This window comes from Leclercia sp. LSNIH8 (genome assembly GCF_002920195.1).
GTDB lineage: Bacteria > Pseudomonadota > Gammaproteobacteria > Enterobacterales > Enterobacteriaceae > Enterobacter.
Genome location: NZ_PQJY01000002.1, coordinates 540,638 through 560,132 on the forward strand (window position 1 = coordinate 540,638; position 19,495 = coordinate 560,132).

The 19,495-nt window shown below is 52.7% G+C and carries 14 protein-coding genes and 2 pseudogenes; 3 read left to right on the forward strand and 13 right to left on the reverse strand.

The window, feature by feature from the left end:
* Positions 1–17 precede the first annotated feature (17 nt).
* Entirely contained in the window at positions 18–512 is a 495-nt protein-coding gene (locus C3406_RS07540) for a helix-turn-helix transcriptional regulator (RefSeq protein ID WP_016154566.1), read from the forward strand.
* 72 nt (positions 513–584) lie between these two features.
* On the opposite strand, the gene C3406_RS07545 is transcribed toward C3406_RS07540, so the two are convergent.
* The 3 genes from C3406_RS07545 to C3406_RS07555 all read right to left on the reverse strand — a co-directional run bounded on the left by C3406_RS07545 (position 585) and on the right by C3406_RS07555 (position 3,128).
* Positions 585–1,211 carry an inovirus Gp2 family protein gene (locus C3406_RS07545; protein WP_016154567.1) on the reverse strand — a complete coding sequence of 209 codons (627 nt, stop codon included), beginning with the start codon at positions 1,209–1,211 and terminating at the stop codon, positions 585–587.
* Positions 1,212–1,348: 137 nt separating this feature from the next.
* Positions 1,349–2,758, reverse strand: a complete 1,410-nt coding sequence (locus C3406_RS07550; protein ID WP_016154569.1) for a YfjI family protein — start codon at positions 2,756–2,758, stop codon at positions 1,349–1,351.
* A 133-nt stretch (positions 2,759–2,891) separates the two neighbouring features.
* Complete coding sequence (locus C3406_RS07555; RefSeq protein WP_006812027.1) at positions 2,892–3,128, reverse strand: helix-turn-helix transcriptional regulator; 237 nt, start codon at positions 3,126–3,128, stop codon at positions 2,892–2,894.
* 251 nt (positions 3,129–3,379) lie between these two features.
* On the opposite strand from C3406_RS07555, the pseudogene C3406_RS26450 reads away from it, so the two are divergent.
* Positions 3,380–3,739 (forward strand): annotated as a pseudogene (locus C3406_RS26450) (IS1-like element transposase); the annotation flags it as partial.
* A gap of 199 nt (positions 3,740–3,938) precedes the next feature.
* Here C3406_RS26450 and C3406_RS25990 read toward each other — a convergent pair.
* Complete coding sequence (locus C3406_RS25990; protein ID WP_016154570.1) at positions 3,939–4,943, reverse strand: hypothetical protein; 1,005 nt, start codon at positions 4,941–4,943, stop codon at positions 3,939–3,941.
* A gap of 472 nt (positions 4,944–5,415) precedes the next feature.
* On the opposite strand from C3406_RS25990, the gene C3406_RS07570 reads away from it, so the two are divergent.
* Positions 5,416–5,574: a hypothetical protein gene (locus C3406_RS07570; protein ID WP_016154571.1), complete on the forward strand. Its 159-nt coding sequence runs from the start codon at positions 5,416–5,418 to the stop codon at positions 5,572–5,574.
* Here C3406_RS07570 and C3406_RS07575 read toward each other — a convergent pair.
* The 9 genes and pseudogenes from C3406_RS07575 to bcsO all read right to left on the reverse strand — a co-directional run bounded on the left by C3406_RS07575 (position 5,571) and on the right by bcsO (position 19,187).
* A complete protein-coding gene (locus C3406_RS07575; protein ID WP_024176618.1) occupies positions 5,571–6,185 on the reverse strand; it encodes a Fic/DOC family protein in 615 nt (204 codons plus the stop codon). The genes C3406_RS07570 and C3406_RS07575 overlap by 4 nt on opposite strands.
* A 4-nt stretch (positions 6,186–6,189) precedes the next feature.
* The gene (locus C3406_RS07580; RefSeq protein WP_016154573.1) at positions 6,190–7,506 is read right to left on the reverse strand and encodes a tyrosine-type recombinase/integrase; all 1,317 of its coding nucleotides are present in this window, start codon (positions 7,504–7,506) and stop codon (positions 6,190–6,192) included.
* Between the two features lie 394 nt (positions 7,507–7,900).
* On the reverse strand, positions 7,901–8,890 hold the full coding sequence (locus C3406_RS07585; protein ID WP_103824859.1) for a family 8 glycosyl hydrolase: 990 nt from the start codon (positions 8,888–8,890) through the stop codon (positions 7,901–7,903).
* Positions 8,891–8,899: 9 nt separating this feature from the next.
* A complete protein-coding gene (gene bcsD, locus C3406_RS07590; protein WP_103824860.1) occupies positions 8,900–9,367 on the reverse strand; it encodes a cellulose biosynthesis protein BcsD in 468 nt (155 codons plus the stop codon).
* The gene (locus tag C3406_RS07595) at positions 9,367–13,239 is read right to left on the reverse strand and encodes a cellulose biosynthesis protein BcsC (protein ID WP_103824861.1); all 3,873 of its coding nucleotides are present in this window, start codon (positions 13,237–13,239) and stop codon (positions 9,367–9,369) included. The genes bcsD and C3406_RS07595 overlap by 1 nt, the downstream gene beginning before the upstream one ends.
* A gap of 13 nt (positions 13,240–13,252) precedes the next feature.
* A complete protein-coding gene (gene bcsB, locus C3406_RS07600; RefSeq protein WP_103824862.1) occupies positions 13,253–15,712 on the reverse strand; it encodes a cellulose biosynthesis cyclic di-GMP-binding regulatory protein BcsB in 2,460 nt (819 codons plus the stop codon).
* Positions 15,709–17,829: pseudogene (gene bcsA, locus C3406_RS07605) on the reverse strand (UDP-forming cellulose synthase catalytic subunit). The gene bcsB and the pseudogene bcsA overlap by 4 nt, the downstream one beginning before the upstream one ends.
* Before the next feature lie 21 nt (positions 17,830–17,850).
* A complete protein-coding gene (bcsQ, locus tag C3406_RS07610; RefSeq protein ID WP_103824863.1) occupies positions 17,851–18,657 on the reverse strand; it encodes a cellulose biosynthesis protein BcsQ in 807 nt (268 codons plus the stop codon).
* On the reverse strand, positions 18,648–19,187 hold the full coding sequence (gene bcsO / locus C3406_RS07615; RefSeq protein WP_103824864.1) for a cellulose biosynthesis protein BcsO: 540 nt from the start codon (positions 19,185–19,187) through the stop codon (positions 18,648–18,650). Before bcsO ends, bcsQ begins: the two co-directional genes overlap by 10 nt.
* Positions 19,188–19,495: the final 308 nt, after the last annotated feature.

Genomic DNA, 19,495 nt, shown 5'->3' on the forward strand with positions numbered 1-19,495 from the left:
TTGACGGAGGTGGTTCAATGTCGGTTACTGTAACAGTTGAAAAAGTAGGGGCGGCATTTGCATTGATCAAATGCCACCATAGGCCTGAAGCAGAATATGAATTTACTGGTGAGTTTCTCGGGCTTTCACACGAGCTGAAGTTTGCAGGGAAGAATTTACGAGAACTGAGAGAAACTGGCTGTTCTATTTATGGAATTTATCAGGATGAATACGGCATGACCTTACTTCCTGATCATCCCGGCATTAAACTGGCCGAAATACTAGCGGTATCAAATATAGGACTGAATAAATTTTCGGTTTACATGGGATGTCGCGAGCAAGAGATAGTTGAATTGTTGAACGGTTCAGTTTCACTGACGAAAGCTATGGCACTCCGGTTATCGCATGTAGTCGGTGGAAGTTGGTCGAAGTGGATGTTAATTCAAGAGCAGTTTGAATTACAGTTGGCACAACGAGAGATTAAAGAATTAATGATTTTGACTAATATCGGGGATGAGGACGTTGGATTATAGTAAAACAACCATCTTTAACTGATGGGTTTGGCCTTTCCATCCATAAGAAAGGCCATCGTTGTAAAAAATAAATTACCCGCGACTGCAGCCGAAATTACGGTCCCCATCACCGACTATTTTAGTTCTTACTTTGGTCATGTAATCCACCCTGTTCATCAAATCGCTATAAGTCTGCTCAAAGTTGTCCCTTTTACGATTGAGAAGGTATTTGCCATTTGGCGGGTAATTAACTAACTTCCCCGAGCTATCTATAGGGATGCCAAGTGCACTGTACCAAGCTGTCGTTATCATTGTACGTAACGTGTTACGGTTTAAGTCGTAATCACCTAAATGATAATAAGCATCCTGATTGAAACACAGTATCAAATGGTAATGCCGCTTTCCATTTTTGGTATATTCTCGGACCCATGCGTAACGTAAGATTGAATGTCGAGTATCAGGCCAGTCTTTCCGTTGAGTTTTAATATGCTTATCGTGTTCAAGCTTTGCTTTTAATGCACTGGTAAAACGAGATATTGCACCAGAGTCTATTCTGGGTTGAAAGAACGGATTATCCAGATTTTCCGTATCTATTGGGTCATGTAAATCAACACGTATAATCATTGTATTAGGATGCTCTTTCAGTGCTTCATCAATGACCTGTTTAATCCTATTCTTATACAGGGTTACATGTGAACCAAACTCACTGTCGTATGTCATATAGTATCCTACCAAGTAATATTGAGGTATTGAATGGACTACAGATATATTACCTATCAAGATAACAAGCCCTTACTGGTAATAGGCTCAGTTTATATTTTTACTCTTGAATTAAATATCTGTTCAACAGTAGAGCGTCAGAATATTGAGCCTGCTATGGCTATAAATACTGTCTTACCTCTCTTTTCTGCGAGTATTCTATTTTGAGAATATAGCGTATTAAGCAACTCATTTGCTTTGCTACGATTCCTGAATTTATTAGGGCCGTATTGGAGCACTGTATTTTTAGTAATCCAAGATGCCTTGAGTCGAATACAATAATTATTTATCCACCAATAAAGTTCATCCGCCTCCGAGATTGCCAGCGTGAATTCCTGGGGTTTAGAAAACAAGCGTACGTACTCGCGAACATACCAGGTACTTATCTCTACTGCGGCCTCAACTGTTAAAAGTGAGATATCACCCTCATCACCATTAAAATGGTGCAATAGTGCGGCTATTCTTGCCATATTTTCTGCCATTTTTGATGCATAATCTTTAAAGTTTGACAGTCTTCCAAGAATCCCCATTTCATACTCGACATTATTAGAAAATGCGATCCAGCGTTTTTCTGCTTCTACAGTGAATCGGAGGCAAAGACGATCATTTTCATTATTTCCAGCAATACTTTCGTTAACGATCTTCATAAGTCTTTGATGAAATATTGGTAGATATTCGGTTGAAACAACCGGGCTAGTAATTTGTCTATTGCCTTGTGTTGAACCAGGCTGGCAGATTAGGCATCGTGCGAAGAAACCTATTCCCTTTGCCATATCACCTTTCCGTTTAATATAACCCTTAAAAATATCAGGCTGGACCATCAGTGACAGTGTCATTCTGGCATCTCTGATTAATTTTTCAGGCTCACTTTTCCTTTCTACAGGAAACATTGCACCATCCCACATCTTATTGATGAAAGGTAGTTCGTTCAGCGTGTAACCATTAAAAATAGTGCCAGCCTCATCAGACATAATGCCGACAGATCGCCAGTAGCCACAGAGGTAATCTTTAATGGCCGCTGGTGTGGCGTCGCTAAATATCTGCTTGAATCTCACCGGTGATTTAGGATGCGATGCCAGCAGCGCTTTAAGCTTTTCATTTGTTGGCAAATGATCTTTGTTACGTCTAATTTCTGACTTGAGTTTTGACATCAGAGATTTTTTTTCAATATTAAAAATTGCTTCATCATTTCGCCAGACGGTAAGATCATGGGTGTACTTTTCAAATAAATTTTCCTCCAGTTGATATAATGGCTCCATCAGCAATTTATCAACCGTACTTTTCCGTTCACCAGATTCTGCCAGTGTAAGTAAGAAAAGTGATACTGGGCCTCGCAGATTTTTCAGCCGGCAAACATCAATCCGGTTTTGACAGGCAAGAGAAATAACTCCCAGAGCAGAAGCTGCGATCAAAGCTTGTGGGGCTTGCGTATGCTGTTCCACTTCATAAATGGCATTTCTGATAATCTGAGGAAATGCATCTACAGGGAAAGGACTACCGTTAAACATACAACACCTCTAATAAAATTCACGTTAAAAAGTTCCGCGCAAGTTGCTATTCCGCTATTAATTGCAGAAATAGCAGGATGAACACGGGTACTCAGAAAAAAAACAAAAAATAAATGCACAAAATCTCTGGGTGCTAACGTTCGTTAATCCAGCAAAGTAGATCGCTTAACAACCAGCCACAGGACTTCAACCCAATAGACTTACGCAACGGAAACTGACCGACTTGCTCCAGTTTCCAGGCCGTTGAACGAGATACCGATGTGATGTACTGACGCTCCTTTTCACGTACTAGGCGATCATGGGGTTCGCCATAGTTGCGCAGGACCTGTAAACGTTCTTGTGGTGTTGGATAGTTGAATGTTGTTTTCATGTTGCCTCCTTTGTTTCGGTGAAGGCATCATGCATCAAACTGTGCAATCAAAAAATGCGAAGCGTTCTTATTAAGCATTCGAAAATCTTAATAAGCAAACAGGTCAAAAAACGATCAGGTATCATTTGTAAATCTCAATACAACAATGAGTTGAATTGAATACTAATGAAGAGTTAGATGTTTTAGTCTTTTGAATCTAGGTCGTGACGCTGATTAGTGTTGATGTATTCTTTCGTCTTTTTGGTCTACTGATGGTAAATATTGATGTGGTTTGTCCCCGTTGCTCTGAAACGAATGGGGTGATCCGAAACGGCCATTCTGGCTCAGGTGCGCAACTTTATCGCTGTAAATACTGCCTGAAAACTTTTCAGCTATCGCTACAACGGCGCTAAACCGAAACCCATCAGACCATTGTTGATATAGAGATGAACGGCTCTGGATGCCGTGATACGGCAAGAGTACTGAAAATAAGCCTCAATGCCGTTCTCCGTCATCTAAAAACTTGCACCATCCTAGGTTGCACAAAACGATGAGCCGGTCGCAGAGGTCGTCATCGCTGTGAAGTCGATGAACAATTATCTTACGTGCGGCCTAAGGGTAATCCACGCTGGTCATCGGCTGGTATCCATCATTATCACTAAATCTGTGTCATGCCCTGAATTCAACATGGAATATTGTTAGCTAATATACTTTTAAATCCGTTGGTGCATTACAATACCATTATTAAATATTTAAACACAAACAGTTAACAAGGATAGTAATACACATTACTACCACGGGGATTTCTGATATTATGCGATATACCAAAAATCATTTTCCTTTTGAGATATCCATCCATTCCTTTACCTTACTCTCACTAAAAGAAAAGTTTAATGAGTGAGGCTCTAATTGTGTAACTGCTGTTAATTTATTCACTACAGAAGAAACTGTCTGCTCAATTTCATATTTTTTGCAAAACTCAGTTATAAGATAACATAAAGCCCTCTTCTGTTTTTCACTTACACGATATGCTTTAGTACGGTTTAATTCAGGTTTTTTTGCATACCGTTTTAGAGTATCAAAACTAAAGTCTCCTGAATAAAGTTTATTGAGTGGTTTAAAAACGCTAGAAACATCTAACTTCCCATATGTTCTTCTGCAACATTCATGCATCAATATATATAATGCAACATACTCTTCAGGTACAAGGAAAGAAACATTGATATTATTTACTTTTGTTTTTTCAATATTCAGGCCATTCAAAAAAAGAGATGCATGATCTTCTCTAATTGATAAAAAAGATTCATCTATATATGTTGATTCAGGAAAAATAAGAAAATCGAAGGAATTATGGGAAAAAATCATCACATCCCCGGGTGGGGATTTTTTCTGTTCCACCGAGTCTTTATCTGTAAGTAAGTATTTTCCACTGCTGAAACGAGCTACTTTAGTTGGTCTAGCAATCCAATAACCATAGGCATACCCTCGATATCTATATTCATAGTACTCCCCAGAGACTGGAACATCTATTCCACCAGTGTCAAACCGCTTCTGTATATCTAAATGAGGATTTAATGGAATTTCTGGAATAAATGATAATGTACTATAAGCAGGACTATCTTTGCTCTGATAGAAATCACGACCATAATTTATATCATGAATTGTATTTTTATGTATATTTGGAGAAACGCAACGTCTAAGTATGCATGGGAAAATTTCGTTCCCGAAATTAACGTACAGATGAAGTTTATCATCAAGCCATGCCTGAACAAGTTCATCAACTTCTACACCAAAAAGTGCAGAAAACTTTTTCAATGAATAATATGATCTTGCCATAGCACCACTTACCTGAAATCCAAGGTGTAAATGCTCATTTTACACATAACCGAATAAAAAAATAAGTACTTATTTATAGATTTGGTGATGTGAAGAACTCATTTTTCTGTTTAAATTTTAAACTTAATTAAACTCAAATAAAGCAACACCTAAAAAAGCAACACCTAAATAGGTCCGCCTAATACCGCTACACCTGCCGTTTTATGATGGGCGACATGTTGCGTATGGGAAACATATTTCAAGCCCGATGCAACATGGTTAGACATAGGAAACAGCCCTAATACCTTGCCCTGCAAGGGCTGGTCGAAAGCGGATTACTATTCCGCACAGCTATTTAGTTTCAACAATTAAATGGCACGGATTACTTAGCTTATGCTGGCATAACGTTGACCTATTGTTCATTATCCTTCAGCCCGCTTGTAGGGCGCCCCTATCCGAACTAAAATCAGTGCAGCAAAACGAGGGCTTCAAAATGACAAAAAAAACAGCACACAGCCAGATCACTAAAACTCAAATCTACCGTTCCGTTGCCAGCTCAACCGCGATCGAAACGGGTGTTTCTGTGCAAAAAATTGAGCAGCAACTCAAACAAAACCAGGCACAGGCGAAAGCTGTTGGCCTCGCCCGTTAATCTGGCAATATATCGCTCACCAGTTGCATCATGGGGCTGTAGTTCCCTGATACGCCTGCCTGTATTGCCTTGAAATAAAATGGCTTGTGCTCATCCCACAGGCTGTAGTCCAGTAAGCCCTTCCCCGCCAGAACCGACAACACATCGCAAAGCAGTCTCGACAGACGCCCGTTACCTTCTCTGAATGGATGGATCAAAATAAATTCCACATGGCATTCAGCCAGATAACGAACCAGCTCCGGACGAGCTAAGAATTTCAGTTCACCAGACCGGGAAAGAAACTGCTTCTCGAAACCATCAAGAAGAAGCGGAATCCTGTCGGCAGCGGCAAACTGGAAGCCGTCTTTTGTCAGGTTGGCATTACGCAACCTCCCCGCCCAGTCGTACACATTCCCCAGCCATTGACGATGCCACCTACTGATGTGCTCAAAAGCCAGCGCCTCAGGCGGCTGGCTCTCAATAAATAGCTGCTCATACAGCATCAGCAGCAAGCCAGACTCCAGTGTATCCATTTCCTGTTCATCAATGATTCCCAGCTTATTAGCCAGCACCAAGTCTCCAGAGCCCGGCTGATACCGTTCTTCCGCTGAATTAAGCTCATATTTTGACAAGCTCTTACCTCCGCCCAAACAAGTTAACAACGTTGTTTTCCTGCTGCCGTTGATAGTTATTAACCCGAACTTCCCAGATCTCAAGCGCCCTGCGCTTTTCAGTCAGATAATCATAGCGGTCATAGTGTTTCGAGCTGACATCATTTAAAGCGTGATTCTGAATACGGTCACGGATCTCTTTACTGATCCCCGCCTCCCCCATCAGCGTTTTACAGGTCCGGCGTAAATCTCGCGCCGTGAAAACTTTAAACTCAGGATTAAAAGCACGGAAATACATGATGGAACGGGCCAGGCTATCGGTACGTACCGGGCGCTCACCGTTGGTTGATAGCGGGAAAATATAGGGACTGTTACTTTCCTTAGTCAGCTCTTTCACTGAGGCTAATTCCTGTAATGCCGATTCAGTCAGTGGGATCAGATGCTCACGCTTGTTTTTCGATACATCGGCAATGACCAGTAACGTCTTTTGCTGCCAGTCAATCGCGCTCCACTGGCTGGCAATCATTTCGAACGGACGTTGCCCGCCAACGTAAGTACAGAAACGAATTAAGTGTTGCATCAAGGGACCCACTCCTGTTGCCTCGGAGAAATGTTCCATGACAAAACGAAGCTCTTCCAGCACTAACCACGTATCACCAACTTTTTCCGCCGAAGACTGTTTCGGTATGGCCGATACCGGGTTAACTTCAAGGCCGAACGTAACACCCACGCTGGTATTCATCGGATCGTTATCAGCTTTCAGACCGTAGTTAAATGCCGCCATCAGGTAAGAACGAATTCGGTTCGCATGGACCACCGCATCACGCTGGATAATGCCTGAGAGAATGGTTTTGATCTGCAGAGGCGTCACGTCCTTCGCTTTGGTATCACGAGGAATAACCGAGTAGCACTCTCTTTCCATGCGCTTCAATACATCAGCCCACGTCCGTTTGTTGTCGAGCTTCATCTTATTGACGTAACCATGCACCAGTTCTTCAAACGATCCCTGAGAACGATGCAACTGCATGATGTGCTGTTCGGCCAGGCGCTGCTGCTCAAGCTCTTGCTGGGGCTCTTTTCCTTCAACAAGCCAGGCACCATACTTTTTCGCCAGCTCATTGGCCGTCACCAGTTTCATCTCAGGCCAGATGCCCAACTGGATGAACTTCTCTTTCTTCCCTTTCTCAATGTAATAACGGAAATAAAAAACTTTGCTGCCCGAAGGCTGAACCTTAACGCCAAGCCTGCCAGTACCACGTTGAGCACTGTTGCTCCACACGTAGTACGCCGTGCTTTTTGTCTTCAATCCACGTATAGCAGTCTCGGTAAGATTAGCGGCCATGAGTTTACCTTTCTGAGAATAAGCGTTACCTGACCCGATGCCCATTTCGGGTCAGGTAACGGGTCAGGTAAGGATAGTACAATGGGGAAATGAGAGAACCAATCAGAAACAAAAACAACCTCATAACTGATTGATTATAGACAATTAAAAACACAAATAGAGACAATGGCGAACAATTAAAAACATGCCAATTTTATGACTCATAATCGCTTGGTCGCTGGTTCAAGTCCAGCAGGGGCCACCAAATTTCAAGGACTTAGACAGGAAATTGGCTAAGTCTTTTTTGTTTATATTGCCAGGGTCCGGTAAACAATATTCCCCAAAAAACAAAAAGCGCCACCGCAAGTCATTCTTGCGAGGCGCTTTCCAGAATCTCACTGTGAGAAGATAAAACTTACCTCGCCAGCGACACCAGCATCTTCAGACTCGCAGAATAGTAATCCTCCTGCGCCGTGATCTGCGGCTCGCCCGCCGGGAGTTGCCCCATTGCCAAATCACGCACCGCCAGCAGGCCGCCGTCCATCATATAAGGCGCCGAATCGTTGGTGGTGATGTTCACCCAGGCTGGCGTCTGGGTACGGGCAAAACGTCCCCAGTAGGCGGTATACGGCGCCATCAGCGGGCTGGTTGGCTGATACCACTTCACGTACAGCGGCACGCGGATCGCATCGTAGCTAAAGCGCGCCGGCCACTCTTTGGCCGGGGTCACATGGCCGTCAGCATAAAGGGAAACCCAGTCCGCCGGGAGCTGCGTGTTGCCAAAGCGCATTTTCACCAGCAGCTTCTGCCCGTCATTGATCAGATCACGCCACACCGTCAGATGGCTGCGCTTCGCGAAATCCTCCCAGGCCGGGAAGATAAAATAGGACGGGTTAAGATTCACATGGCTGTTGAGGTTGAAGCCTTTCGCACCGGGCAACATCACGCGGTAACCGGCAAAGCTGATCACATTGCGGGCCACCAGCTCTTTGGTGATGGCGTCCGACGCGTTCAGGTAATTGCTGTCATTCCACTGGGTGCCAGCCTTCAACAGCGCCCAGGCGATAAAGGTATCGCCGTCGGTGGCATTGTTTTTATCCATAACAGGATCGGCGGCCACCGGGTTAAAGCGCCAGTAGAACAGGCCCGTCTGTGGGTTTTGCAGATTCTTTTTGGTCCAGCTCCAGATTTTGTCAAAACCCGCGCGATCGTTGTTGCGCACCGCCATCATCATGGCGAAGCCCTGCCCCTCGGTATGGCTCACGCTGTTGTTGCCGGTATCAATGATGCGACCATCCGGCATCAAAAACCGCGCCTTGTAACTCTCCCATGCGCTTCCAGCGAAAACCTGATGACTTAACAACAGCCCCAGCGCCAGAACCACGATTTTAGTTCGCTGCCACATGGCCGATCCTTATTGATTGTTTTGATATCTGAAATGGATAACCGTAGCCGAGGGGGATGCCTCCCGCCACAGTGAAACGTGCGATTTTCCGCCCTGCTCGCGCAGCCAGCGGGCATAGAGTCCCTCCAGCACCGCGCTGAAGGCGTGGTTCCAGGCCATCTGCTTTGCCTCTTCAGGCGGCACCGGCAATGCCGTATGCACGATGCGGATCGCCGTGTCGCTGGCATCAATATCAATATAGCCCCAGTTAAAGGCCGCCAGTCGGGCGTTGATCTGCTCTTCGAGTTCGCCCACCGTGTGCGCCAGCGTCAGCGGGAAGCGCTCGCCCAGGGCGTCGCCCATCTGCACGAGAAAGGCGCGACTCTGCGCCTCGCCGACGTTCGCTACCATCGTCTCAACCATCACGTGGATCAGGCCAAACCAGCCCGACTGGGACTGTTGATGCTGGTAATAGTGCAAAAGCTGTTGATCGTTCATTACTTGTTCCCCAGAAGGTAGCGGAAGTAGAGGCTTGCGGTGCTTTCGTTGTAATCACCGAAAGTGTCATACCCAATCTGCCCGCCGATGGTCATATCTTTGTTGAGTTTGTAGTCCGTGGACGCGCGCAGGTTGTAGCCCAGGCCGTTTTCGCTGTTGCCTTTGTAGAACGCTTCTTTGGCGAAACCACGTGAGACATAATCTTCCAGCTGGCGCTGCATGGCCGCGTCCGTCGGGAAGTACGGGCTCTCATCCTGGGAGTAGGACTGATAACCAATCGACGCGCCTAACCCCAGGTTCCAGTTATCATATTTCTGGGTGTAATCCACCGGGAAGGAGACGCTGATATAGTCCTGCGGACTGAAGTAGCCCCCCTGCCCGTAGCTGAAGTAGCTCAGGTTTTTGTCGAAGTTCATGTAGTTCATGTTGATGCCGGCTTTCAGCTCGCGGTCGGCGGCGTAGTAAGGGCGGAAATAGACCCCCGCAGAGCCGGTGACGCTGGTGTTGCTCGGCACGTTCTCCCCGACGTAGTCATACACGCCAAACCCGGCATAGAAACCTGCATCGGTATTGTCATAGCTCAGCTGCGCGCTGCCGCCGTTTTTGGTGACCTGGCCCCACTTCTTGCCGCTGTATTTGTCCTCAACGCCGACATAGGAGAGGAGACTGTCTACCACCGCACGACGCTCGCCGGTGAGCACCAGCTTGAGGTAATCGGTCAGCTGTGGCGACCACTGGATCCCACCCACGACGGTATTCAGATCCTGGCCCAGCGGCGTGGAGCCGACGTCAATTTTGTATTGATCCCCGGTGAGCGCCATCGCCACTTCCACACCCTGGGCGCTTTGCGAGCCCTGGGACGGCACCTTGATTTTGTCGATATTCGGCAGCTCAGGCGGCGTGGTGGTGGAGGCGTTATAGAGCTCTTCGGCGACGCCGCCCTGAATCAGCGCCCCGGTACCAAACCGGCGGCTGGATTCATCGGACGAGGTACCCGCATCGAGGCTAATCGGCGTGACGTTAACGTCCAGGCGGGAATCCCCGAACGGCACGGTGGACCACTGCAATGGCGCCTTGATCTCGGTGAGCTTGCTGAGCCCATCTTCGCCGTCACGCGCGCGCAGGGAGGTTGATCCCCGCGCCCAGGTGGCGGTTTTATCCACCAGCATCTCCATCATGTTATCCACCTGGCGCAGCGTACCTGCCTGGGCGGTTTCCACCGGCAGATCGGTGCGCACGGTACCCGGCGGCGCGGTCTCTGGATTACGCGCCAGCTGGGCCACCTGCCACGGCATCGCCTGGCCGTAGAGCGACGGCGACGCTGCCACCTCGCCGGTGCTGGAGGTCCCTACAAACGGGTTGTCGGCCAGTGCCAGGCCGCTCAGCATTGGGGCGGTTTCACCGGTGTTATTCTGCAGGCCGAGCAGCTTGCCGCGCGCGGTGCGCAGATAGCTCATCGCCTGCTGATGATTGCCTTCCGCCTCGGAGACCCGCGCCAGCATCAGCAGGCGCTCCGGCGTACCGTCGTTGGTCAGCCCGGCGCTCAGCTGCTTCGCTTTATCGACGTTTTTGCTGGCCAGGGCCACATCGATCGCCCCGGCCCGCGCATCCTGCTGCGGCGTATCGCGGGTCATCAGGTAGTCGTAGACCACCCCTGCCTCTTTATTCATCTTGCCGGACTGATAGACGCGGGCCATCGCAAACATCAGATCGGTGTTCTGCGGATCGTTTTGCATGGCGCGGATCAGCTTATCGTAGGCCGCCGCATAGTTACCCTGCACGCGCAGACGGTCGGCCTCGTTGATCACGTAGCCGTTACGAATGCTCGCCAGCTGGGTCGGGGTACTGCGCGATTGCAGCTCCGGGCTGGCAAGCCAGGCCTGGGCTTCGCTGCCCAGCCCCGCCTGATTGAGTACCGCCACCTGATCGGCATAATCCCCGGCGTTACCCTGCACGCCGCGGCGCATGTTGTCGTGAACCACGCTCACCGCAGTGGTGATATCCCCGCTCTGGGCCAGCATCCGCGCCAGCTTGCCGGCATCCGCCGGGCTTTGTGGCGGACGCGCCGCCAGGGCTTTCAGGGTGTTGGCCGCCGCGGTGCGATCGCCTTGCGCCAGATAGCGCTCGGCGACGTTCATCTGGAGGTTGTAGTTGACCCGCTGCGACAGCTCGCGCATATCGCGGTTCTGGCTGGAGGCCGGAATACGCGACAGCAGGGTTTGCGACTGCTGCCAGGCGTTGTTTTCACTGGCGAACAGGGCCGCCGCGTAGAGTTCGCTGTTGCTGGCGTTCGGGCGGAAAGCTGGTGCCATGGTGTTGGCCGCCTCTGCGTCGCGTCCCTGTTTCTGCAACAGACGCGCAAGATCGAGACGCAGCCAGGGATCGGACGGATAGCGGGCCGTCCCCTGCTGCAACAGCGCAATGGCGCGCTGCGGATCGCCGTTGGCCGCCGCCTGCTGCGCCTGACGACGCAGCGGATCGGTCGGGTTGCCGCCGGAGACGCGCGGCTGGAGCCTCGCCTGTAGGCTGGCCGGCAGGGTCTGCAACATCGCCTGGGCTTCGGCGGTTTTGTTCTGCTCGCGCAGGACGTAGTAGAGGTTTTCCCGCGCCGCGCCGTTGTTCGGCTGCTCGGTCAGCAGGCCGCGCAGGGTCTGCTCCGCCGAGGTGTAATCTTTGTTATGCCGCTGGACGTCGGCGCGGAACAGCTTCGCCGCCGCCCCCTGTTCGCCATTGCGCTGGGCGAGCGGTGCGCTCAGGGCCAGCGCCTGGCTGACGTTACCCTGTTTGTAGGCCGCCTGCGCTTGGGCCAGCTGGCCGTAGAACTCGGCATCCTGCGCCTGCTGCTTGCGCTCCTCAGAGGCGCTTCCGCCCAGGCTTGCCGCACGGTTCAGGTACTGCGCGCCCGCGGCGTAGTCGCCCTTGCGCAGGGCCACGTAGCCCATCCCGGCCAGCGCGTCGGCATCTTCCGGGTTGGTCTTCAGCGCCTGCTCAAACTGGCTGCGGGCGGTGTCGGTATTACCGCTGTTCAGCGCCACATAGCCTTCGCCTTTTGCCGCCCCGCCGATGCTTTTACGGAAATAGTCCTGCACTGCGGTATCGGTGGGATGGCGCTGGAGGTAGGTCTGGTAATAGGCTTCGTCACCCGCCTGCGGCCCCAGCCAGAGCAGAGCCTGACGCAGAGATTTATCCGCATCCTGATTACCGCTCGCCAGATCCTGCAGGATATCCATTCCCTCGCGGCGAGTGCTCTCCTGATAGGTGAGCACTTTGCCCAGCGCAATTTTAACGTTGTTATCCTGCGGGTACTGCACGCGCAGCTGACGCAGCTCGCTCACCGCCTGCGGATAGAGGGATTTGTCCCCCGCCATGGTCAGATAGTATTCCGGGGCCAGGCTCGGCGGCGGCTGGTTGCCGGTAAACAGGCTCTGCCAGGTGCTCAGCGCGGCGGGAATATTGCCGCTGCGCGCCTGCTGGCGGGCAAGCTCCAGCTGCCCACGCGGCACCTGCTGCATCTGTTTGGCGTTATCCAGCGCCTGCAGATTCGCATCCTGCGGCGAGACCGCCGTTAAGCGCTCACGCCACTGCGCGGCCCCTTTCATGTCCCCAGCCTGCTGTGACCACAGCGCCATCAGGTAGAGCGCCTGGGTGTTGTTGGGGTCCACCATCAGCACTTTTTTCAGCGATTCCATCGCCAGGTTATCGTGAGACTTTTCGTGCCAGTAGTTCGCCTGGTCGAAGAGCGCTTTCAGCGCCGGGTTATTGGCCGACTGCGCGGCATCCGCCGCCTGGGCGCCCTGAAGGCCCCCGAGCGCCAGCCCGCTGAACAGGCAAAGCACAGGCAGATGTCTGGCGGTTTTGTTTTTATTTTCCATAGTGTTACCACCCTTACTCACGATCTGAATCCTGTGGGTTAAGACGTTTATGCGCGCGTTTTTTCAGTAACGAGTAGAGGCTCAGGCCAATAATCGTCGCGAACAGCAGGCCAAAGATTGCCAGCATGGCGGAGTGCTGCGTGGCATACCACACCACCATCATGTACCAGGGCATCTGGCCGCTCGGGAACTGCGGGCCAACGCGGAAGCTGCGCACACCGTTTTCATCAGTGATGATCGCCGTATCGCCGCGGATCCCGGCGTTGATGCGGGCCGAGTTAAGATCGTTATGCAGACGCGAAAGCTGTTGGTCATTGCTGCCAATCGCCATCACCACCAGACGTTCCGGGTTCCACTGGGAGCGGAAGCTGACAAAGCCGCGCCAGGATTCATTCGACGAGAAGTAGCGGTCGGCATCGACGCCCGATGCGTTCCAGTCGCCCTCCAGCAAGCGCTGCGCTTTTTCCAGCATCTTCGGCTCGCGCACCCCAAAGGTGTGCTCGTTGCTGATAAACGGCGACTGGGCCAGCAGCGCGCGGTTGAAGGCAGTTTGATCCAGCGTGGAAACCGCCAGCACATCGCTTTCACTGAGGCGCAGCAGGTTCGCCCCGCCAGATGGCAGACCGAACATCACGCGGTTGTTGTTCAGCGGTGTGCCGGTGGCGTTCCCGGAGCGGGCAGAGAGATCCAGCAGGGTGCTGATCTCGCTTTCGCTTGGGTTCTCCGGCAGCAGCAGTACCGTCTGGGAGAAGTCCGCCAGACGGGTGAACGGGAACGATGCACCAACGAAGTAAGAAAGATTTGGCAGCAGCGTGAAGTGGCGCGTGTTGCTCAGATCGATGCTGGAATCTTCGTCGATACGGCTCTTGATGTTGTTATTGAGCAACACGCTGCACGGCGCGGTCTCTTTGGTCTGGATGTTGAAATAGAGCTGCAGCTGGTTGTCGCCGTAAATCAGGTATGGCTCCAGCGGCACCTCAACATTCTCCTGACGCGCATCGCCGCCAAGCTTGTGCCACAGGCTTTCGAGCAGACCCTGTTTGTTGACCGGCAGGTTGCGCAGGAACGCGCCGTTGAAGGTCATCGACAGATACGAACGCTGCTCGTCAATCCAGCTTTCGGACGGGAAGCGATAGGCCACTTTCAGCGGAATGGTGTCGCCATCCCACATAAAGAGATCCGGTGCGGCGCGGAACCCAAGGGTCAGCGGCTCGTGCCAGATGCCGGTCACCGTCAGGCTCTGGTCTTTACGCATCAGCTCGCTCAGCAGCACCGGGCGGTCGGTGGCGATCCAGCGCGGGGCGTCATAAGGCTTGCTGACCGGGATGTTCTGGGCCTCCACCGGCAGGCTGGTGGTCTGGCCGCTGAACTGTCCGCGGGTCAGACGCCATGCGGCGCTTTTCAGCTGCTGCTCGTTATTGCCCACCACCAGCAGCAGTTTGTAGATCGGGTTGGCCGGGTTATCCACCACCTGGAGCATCGCCCCGTTAGAGGCGGGCAGCGTCAGGCCGCCAATCGACTCGCCCGGTTTGCCGAACAGGATGCCGTTTTTCTCCGGCAGCTGGTCATGCAGGGCGTCAAACGAAATACCGCGGTAGTCCGCTTCGATCCCCAGCCACGAGGCGATCAGCGCCGCCGCGCCCACCTGCTCCGGCAGGGTTTTGGCCGGGAAGGCGAAGGTCAGCGTGGTCGGCGTCATCTGCATCTCATCAAGGAACGGACGCGGGAAATGGCTCAGATCCGCGCCAATGTTCAGCTGCTGCGCCTCCAGGTCGAGACGCGTGTTCGGCATGATGGTGACCTGATAATTGTCCGACAGATCCCGCTGGCACAGCAGGGCATCGCCGTCGTTGATTTTGAAGCTAATGTTATTGCGTGACACCACCATCGCCGCAGGGATCTCCAGCTGATAGCTCGACACGTTGCTGTCGGCAGAGCCCAACGGCACCGTCCCCAGCGGCTGGCCGTTGAGCATCAGCTGCAGGGTGGTATTACGGGCCGCCATCGCCGGAGAGACCTTCAGGTTCAGCTCCAGCTGGGCATTGGTGATCACCTGGTCCGCCGGGAGGGTGAAATCGATCCCCCCCTGTAGCTGGCCACCGCTTAACACCACGCCATTGGGCTGCCCCATCTGGGCAACGGTGATACTGCTGCTGGTGCCAGGGGTGATCCCCATCGGCACCGGAGAAGCAGGAACGGCGTCGGGCGTCACCGGTACGGCATCCGGTGCCGGGCTGGCAGCCGGTTCCGCAGCCGCCTCTGCCGCCGGTGGGGTCTGGAAAGCGGGCAGCGTATCGGGTGCAGGCAGGGAAGCCGGCGCCGCATCCGCAGCGGACTGCGCCGCGTCCGTCCCCGGCGGGAGATCCACCGGCAGCAGCGATTCCACGGTGGTCGGCTCTTCCGCCGTCACCGGCTGCGCCAGTACGCCAAATACAAACAGCATCTGCAGGGCTTTGCGGGTCATCCCTTTCATACAGCGGTATCCTCGGTGGCGTTATTCCTGCGCCCTGCATCCTCATGGCGTTGACGACGCTTATTACGACGGTCTTTCCAGGTCAGCCAGAACAGATCAAACACGCTGCGAATAATGATAAACAACGAGCGGAACGGATTGTCCTGCGGCTTAGGCGGGTTGATCCACGCATCGGCGCGGGCCAGCACCACGCGCACCAGCTCGCGGCGGCGCTCCAGCGGGATCTCGGCAAACATCAGGCGAATGTACTGCTCATCGTGGGCAATGACGCTGACCGGAATGCTGATCGCCCCGGATTGCAGCTGCAGCTCAATCTCTTCGATCTCATCGGTCAAATGGCGGTCGTCCACCACCGCAATACGGCAGCCGCCCATGGAGAGATCCAGGGTATGGCTGCGCGAGGAGATGCCGCTGGCGTAGTGGATCACCACCGGCACGTTGGCATCGATACGGATCGTCTTACGCGTCTGGCGGGTTTCCCGCGCCACGGCAATGGCCGCCAGCAGGAAGATCAGGCTGTAGATACCTCAGCCGACGTTCAGGGCGATAACCATCGGATCGACGTTGAAATAGTCATGCGCGACGGCGCGCGTGATCCCGGCGACAACGCCTGCCGCCAGCAGCACCGCAATAATCAGGTGTGGGCGGACAATGCTGAAGTCGAAATAGCCCACGTCCAGCAGCGCGCCTTTATCGGTTACGTTGAACTTGCCGCGTTTCGGGAAGATCAGGGTAATCACCGTCGGCAGCACCAGGTGGAAGGCCAGCACGAGATCATAGATCTCCCCCCAGAAGCTGTAGCGGAAGCGCCCATTGACCCGCGAGTTCACATAGATGCAGAGGAACAGGTGCGGCAGCATATAGGCGAAAATCAGGCTCGCCGAGGAGTGGATAATGTTCAGGTTAAACAGCAGGTAGGCCAGCGGCGCGGTGAGGAACGCCACGCGCGGCAACGCAAACTGGAACGAGAGCATGGCGTTAAGGTAGCACAGACGCTGCTGCCACTTCAGGCCACGGCCCAGCAGCGGGTTATCGACCCGCAAAATCTGCGTCATGCCGCGCGCCCAGCGGGTACGCTGGATCACGTGCACCACCAGGCGCTCCGTCGCCAGCCCTGCGGCCAGCGGAATATTCAGATAGGCCGATTTCCAGCCCAGGCGCTGCATCTTCAGCGCGGTGTGGGCGTCTTCGGTAACGGTTTCCACCGCAAAGCCACCAATCTCTTCCAGCGCGCTGCGACGGATCACCGCACAGGAGCCGCAGAAGAAAGTGGCGTTCCAGTTATCGTTACCGCGCTGGATCTGCCCATAGAACAGCTGACCCTCGTTAGGAATATCGCGGCCTGCGGAGAGGTTACGCTCGAAGGGATCCGGCGAGTAGAAGTAGTGCGGCGTCTGCATCAGCGCCAGCTTCGGATCCTGCAGGAAGGCCCCAACCGTCGCCTGCAGGAAGATACGCGTCGCCACGTGGTCACAGTCAAAGACGCAGATCAGCTCGCCTTTGGTGAGCTTCATCGCGTGGTTGAGGTTGCCCGCTTTGGCGTGGGAGTTGTCGTTACGCGTGATGTACCCTACCCCGACGTTGGCGGCAAACACCGCGAACTCGCTGCGCTTGCCGTCATCCAGCAGGTAGATCTTCAGCTTATCCGCCGGATAATCCAGGCACTGCGCCGCCAGCACGGTATCGCGCACCACGTCCAGGCTTTCGTTATAGGACGGGATATAGATATCCACCGTAGGCCACTGCGACATATCATCCGGCAGCGGCACAATCTTGCGCTGTAAGGGAAAGAGGTTTTGCAGATAACTCAAAATAATGGTTATCCAGATATAGAGTTCGGCGAGAAATAACCCGATCCCGAGTATGGCCTCAATTTCGGAATTAAAGTGCAGCGTCTGCGTGGCCCGGAACCAGATATATCGTGTGGACATTAACACCGCCACGATCATCATGATTACCGATACGCGGTGATGTTTGCTAAAGCCGAGCAGCAGCAGCGCCCCAATGCTGATTAAGCCGAAGATATACTGCTTCTGGCTATCCATTGGGGTGATAATAATTAATACGGCGATGGGTGCTAAGACCAATAGCAGTAGATAAAACAGCGCCTTTTTCATAGGACGTCCTGGAAATTGTCGTCAGAAACCGGAGGTTCTCAGGTTGGCGTGTACGGCACCGTCCCCCACCTGGATACCCAAAATACCCGCGATACGCTTACTCACCAGCTCGATATCGAACGCCGCCGCCGAGGTGGCGCTGAAATCCAGTATCGATTGCTGTGAGGCATTGGCCTCAGGCACGCTTTCATCCCGGTTGATCACACCAAGCAGGCGATCGCCGAGGCGTTGCTGTAAGAAGGCGGTGACGTCACGGCTAATATGGCGCCGGTTGTCACTCTGGTTCACCAGGAAATAGTATCCGGCCTTGTTGTTCGGCGGTTCGCCGCCGGTCAGCCGGTGGTTTTCAATGTGGGGCAGCAGTGACAGCGAGGCGGTGTCGGCCAGCAGGGTCACCAGGTGCATATCGGCCAGCGGGGAGATCGCCTTCAGCGCCGGGTTCGGCCCTGGCGGGAAGTCGGCCAGAATGACCAGCCCCGGGTAGTTCAGCAGAGAACTTAACCCACGCGCCAGGAAATTGCTGTCGCTGGTGAGGTTATGTTCAAAGATCAGGCGCTGCTCTTCCGTCACTTCACCGTAGGGCAGGACAAACATATTGTTGCCCGCCGTCAGCACCGACTGGCTCCAGTCGGCGGATTCATTGGCGCGGGCAACGTAGCCGCGTCCGTCAGACAACGGCACGCCAAAATGCAGACGCAGCGCGTTCTGTACGTCGAAGTCAATGGCCAGAACTTTACTGCCGGAACGTGCCAGAGCATACGCGAGGTTGGCCGTGACCGTGGTTTTCCCGACTCCGCCTTTTGGCGAGCAAATACACACTAACGGCATGAAGCGATTTTCTCCAGGAGCGGTTGTAAGGGAAGATCTTTTACCGGATGGCTGGCACGTTCAGACGCTTTGGTGGCGAACAGCAGCTCAAAGCGCACCGGCTCTGCAGGTTTTGGCGCAGGGGTTGCACGAACCTCAGGTTGCGGCGCAGGCGACTCTTTCACCGGCGGCTGGCTTGCCACCTCAGGTTTAAGCTGATCGAACAGCGAGGGCGCAGGCTGAATCGGCGCCTCTTTTTCGGCGCGGTCACCATTCATGCTTTGCATGATCGACGGCGAGGAAACGGCAGGCGCCTTCGTCAGACTGGCAAAGGCAGCATCCAGCTCACCGGGTTGCACTGCCTGGGGAACCGGTACGGCGACGCTGCCCGCTTTCGCCAGCGCCGCGTCATTATTCACACCTGCCAGCTGGTTGATGATCGCCCAGCCGCTACTGGAAGCCTGCTTGTTTTGCGCAGACAAGTCCTTGAAGTTGATGTCACCGGTGCGCGTTTTATCCTTGAAACGCTGCAAATCATCATAATTTTTCATGGTATTACTCGTGATTTACAAGTCAGTATTTTTTGTTTCCTGCATGACTTTGCCAGGGACAACATTTTTGTGGGAATACGAACGTGTAAAGGGGATCAGTGATTAACAACCGCCATAAAGCATTCCCTTTACGGGTAGTCATATTTGCTTAGTAAATATTCTAATGCATATTACGTAGAGCTAATACTATGTACAAGCTTATCGACAGAGCGCGTAATTTCTCCACTTTCTGCCAGCAGTAACCCCCAACATACAGATAAAATATCGCTCAATGTCACCAAGGCGAAAGATTAATCCAGTAAAAATAT

What these genes read in the sequence shown, in the direction of transcription:
- bcsQ (WP_103824863.1), bottom strand. Translation starts at nt 18,657, where the DNA reads ATGCCGTTAGTGTGTATTTGCTCGCCAAAAGGCGGAGTCGGGAAAACC.
- C3406_RS07545 (WP_016154567.1), bottom strand. Translation starts at nt 1,211, where the DNA reads ATGACATACGACAGTGAGTTTGGTTCACATGTAACCCTGTATAAGAAT.
- C3406_RS07555 (WP_006812027.1), bottom strand. Translation starts at nt 3,128, where the DNA reads ATGAAAACAACATTCAACTATCCAACACCACAAGAACGTTTACAGGTC.
- C3406_RS07540 (WP_016154566.1), top strand. Translation starts at nt 18, where the DNA reads ATGTCGGTTACTGTAACAGTTGAAAAAGTAGGGGCGGCATTTGCATTG.
- bcsO (WP_103824864.1), bottom strand. Translation starts at nt 19,187, where the DNA reads ATGAAAAATTATGATGATTTGCAGCGTTTCAAGGATAAAACGCGCACC.
- bcsB (WP_103824862.1), bottom strand. Translation starts at nt 15,712, where the DNA reads ATGAAAGGGATGACCCGCAAAGCCCTGCAGATGCTGTTTGTATTTGGC.
- C3406_RS07595 (WP_103824861.1), bottom strand. Translation starts at nt 13,239, where the DNA reads ATGGAAAATAAAAACAAAACCGCCAGACATCTGCCTGTGCTTTGCCTG.
- C3406_RS07570 (WP_016154571.1), top strand. Translation starts at nt 5,416, where the DNA reads ATGACAAAAAAAACAGCACACAGCCAGATCACTAAAACTCAAATCTAC.
- C3406_RS07550 (WP_016154569.1), bottom strand. Translation starts at nt 2,758, where the DNA reads ATGTTTAACGGTAGTCCTTTCCCTGTAGATGCATTTCCTCAGATTATC.
- C3406_RS07585 (WP_103824859.1), bottom strand. Translation starts at nt 8,890, where the DNA reads ATGTGGCAGCGAACTAAAATCGTGGTTCTGGCGCTGGGGCTGTTGTTA.
- C3406_RS07580 (WP_016154573.1), bottom strand. Translation starts at nt 7,506, where the DNA reads ATGGCCGCTAATCTTACCGAGACTGCTATACGTGGATTGAAGACAAAA.
- C3406_RS25990 (WP_016154570.1), bottom strand. Translation starts at nt 4,943, where the DNA reads ATGGCAAGATCATATTATTCATTGAAAAAGTTTTCTGCACTTTTTGGT.
- bcsD (WP_103824860.1), bottom strand. Translation starts at nt 9,367, where the DNA reads ATGAACGATCAACAGCTTTTGCACTATTACCAGCATCAACAGTCCCAG.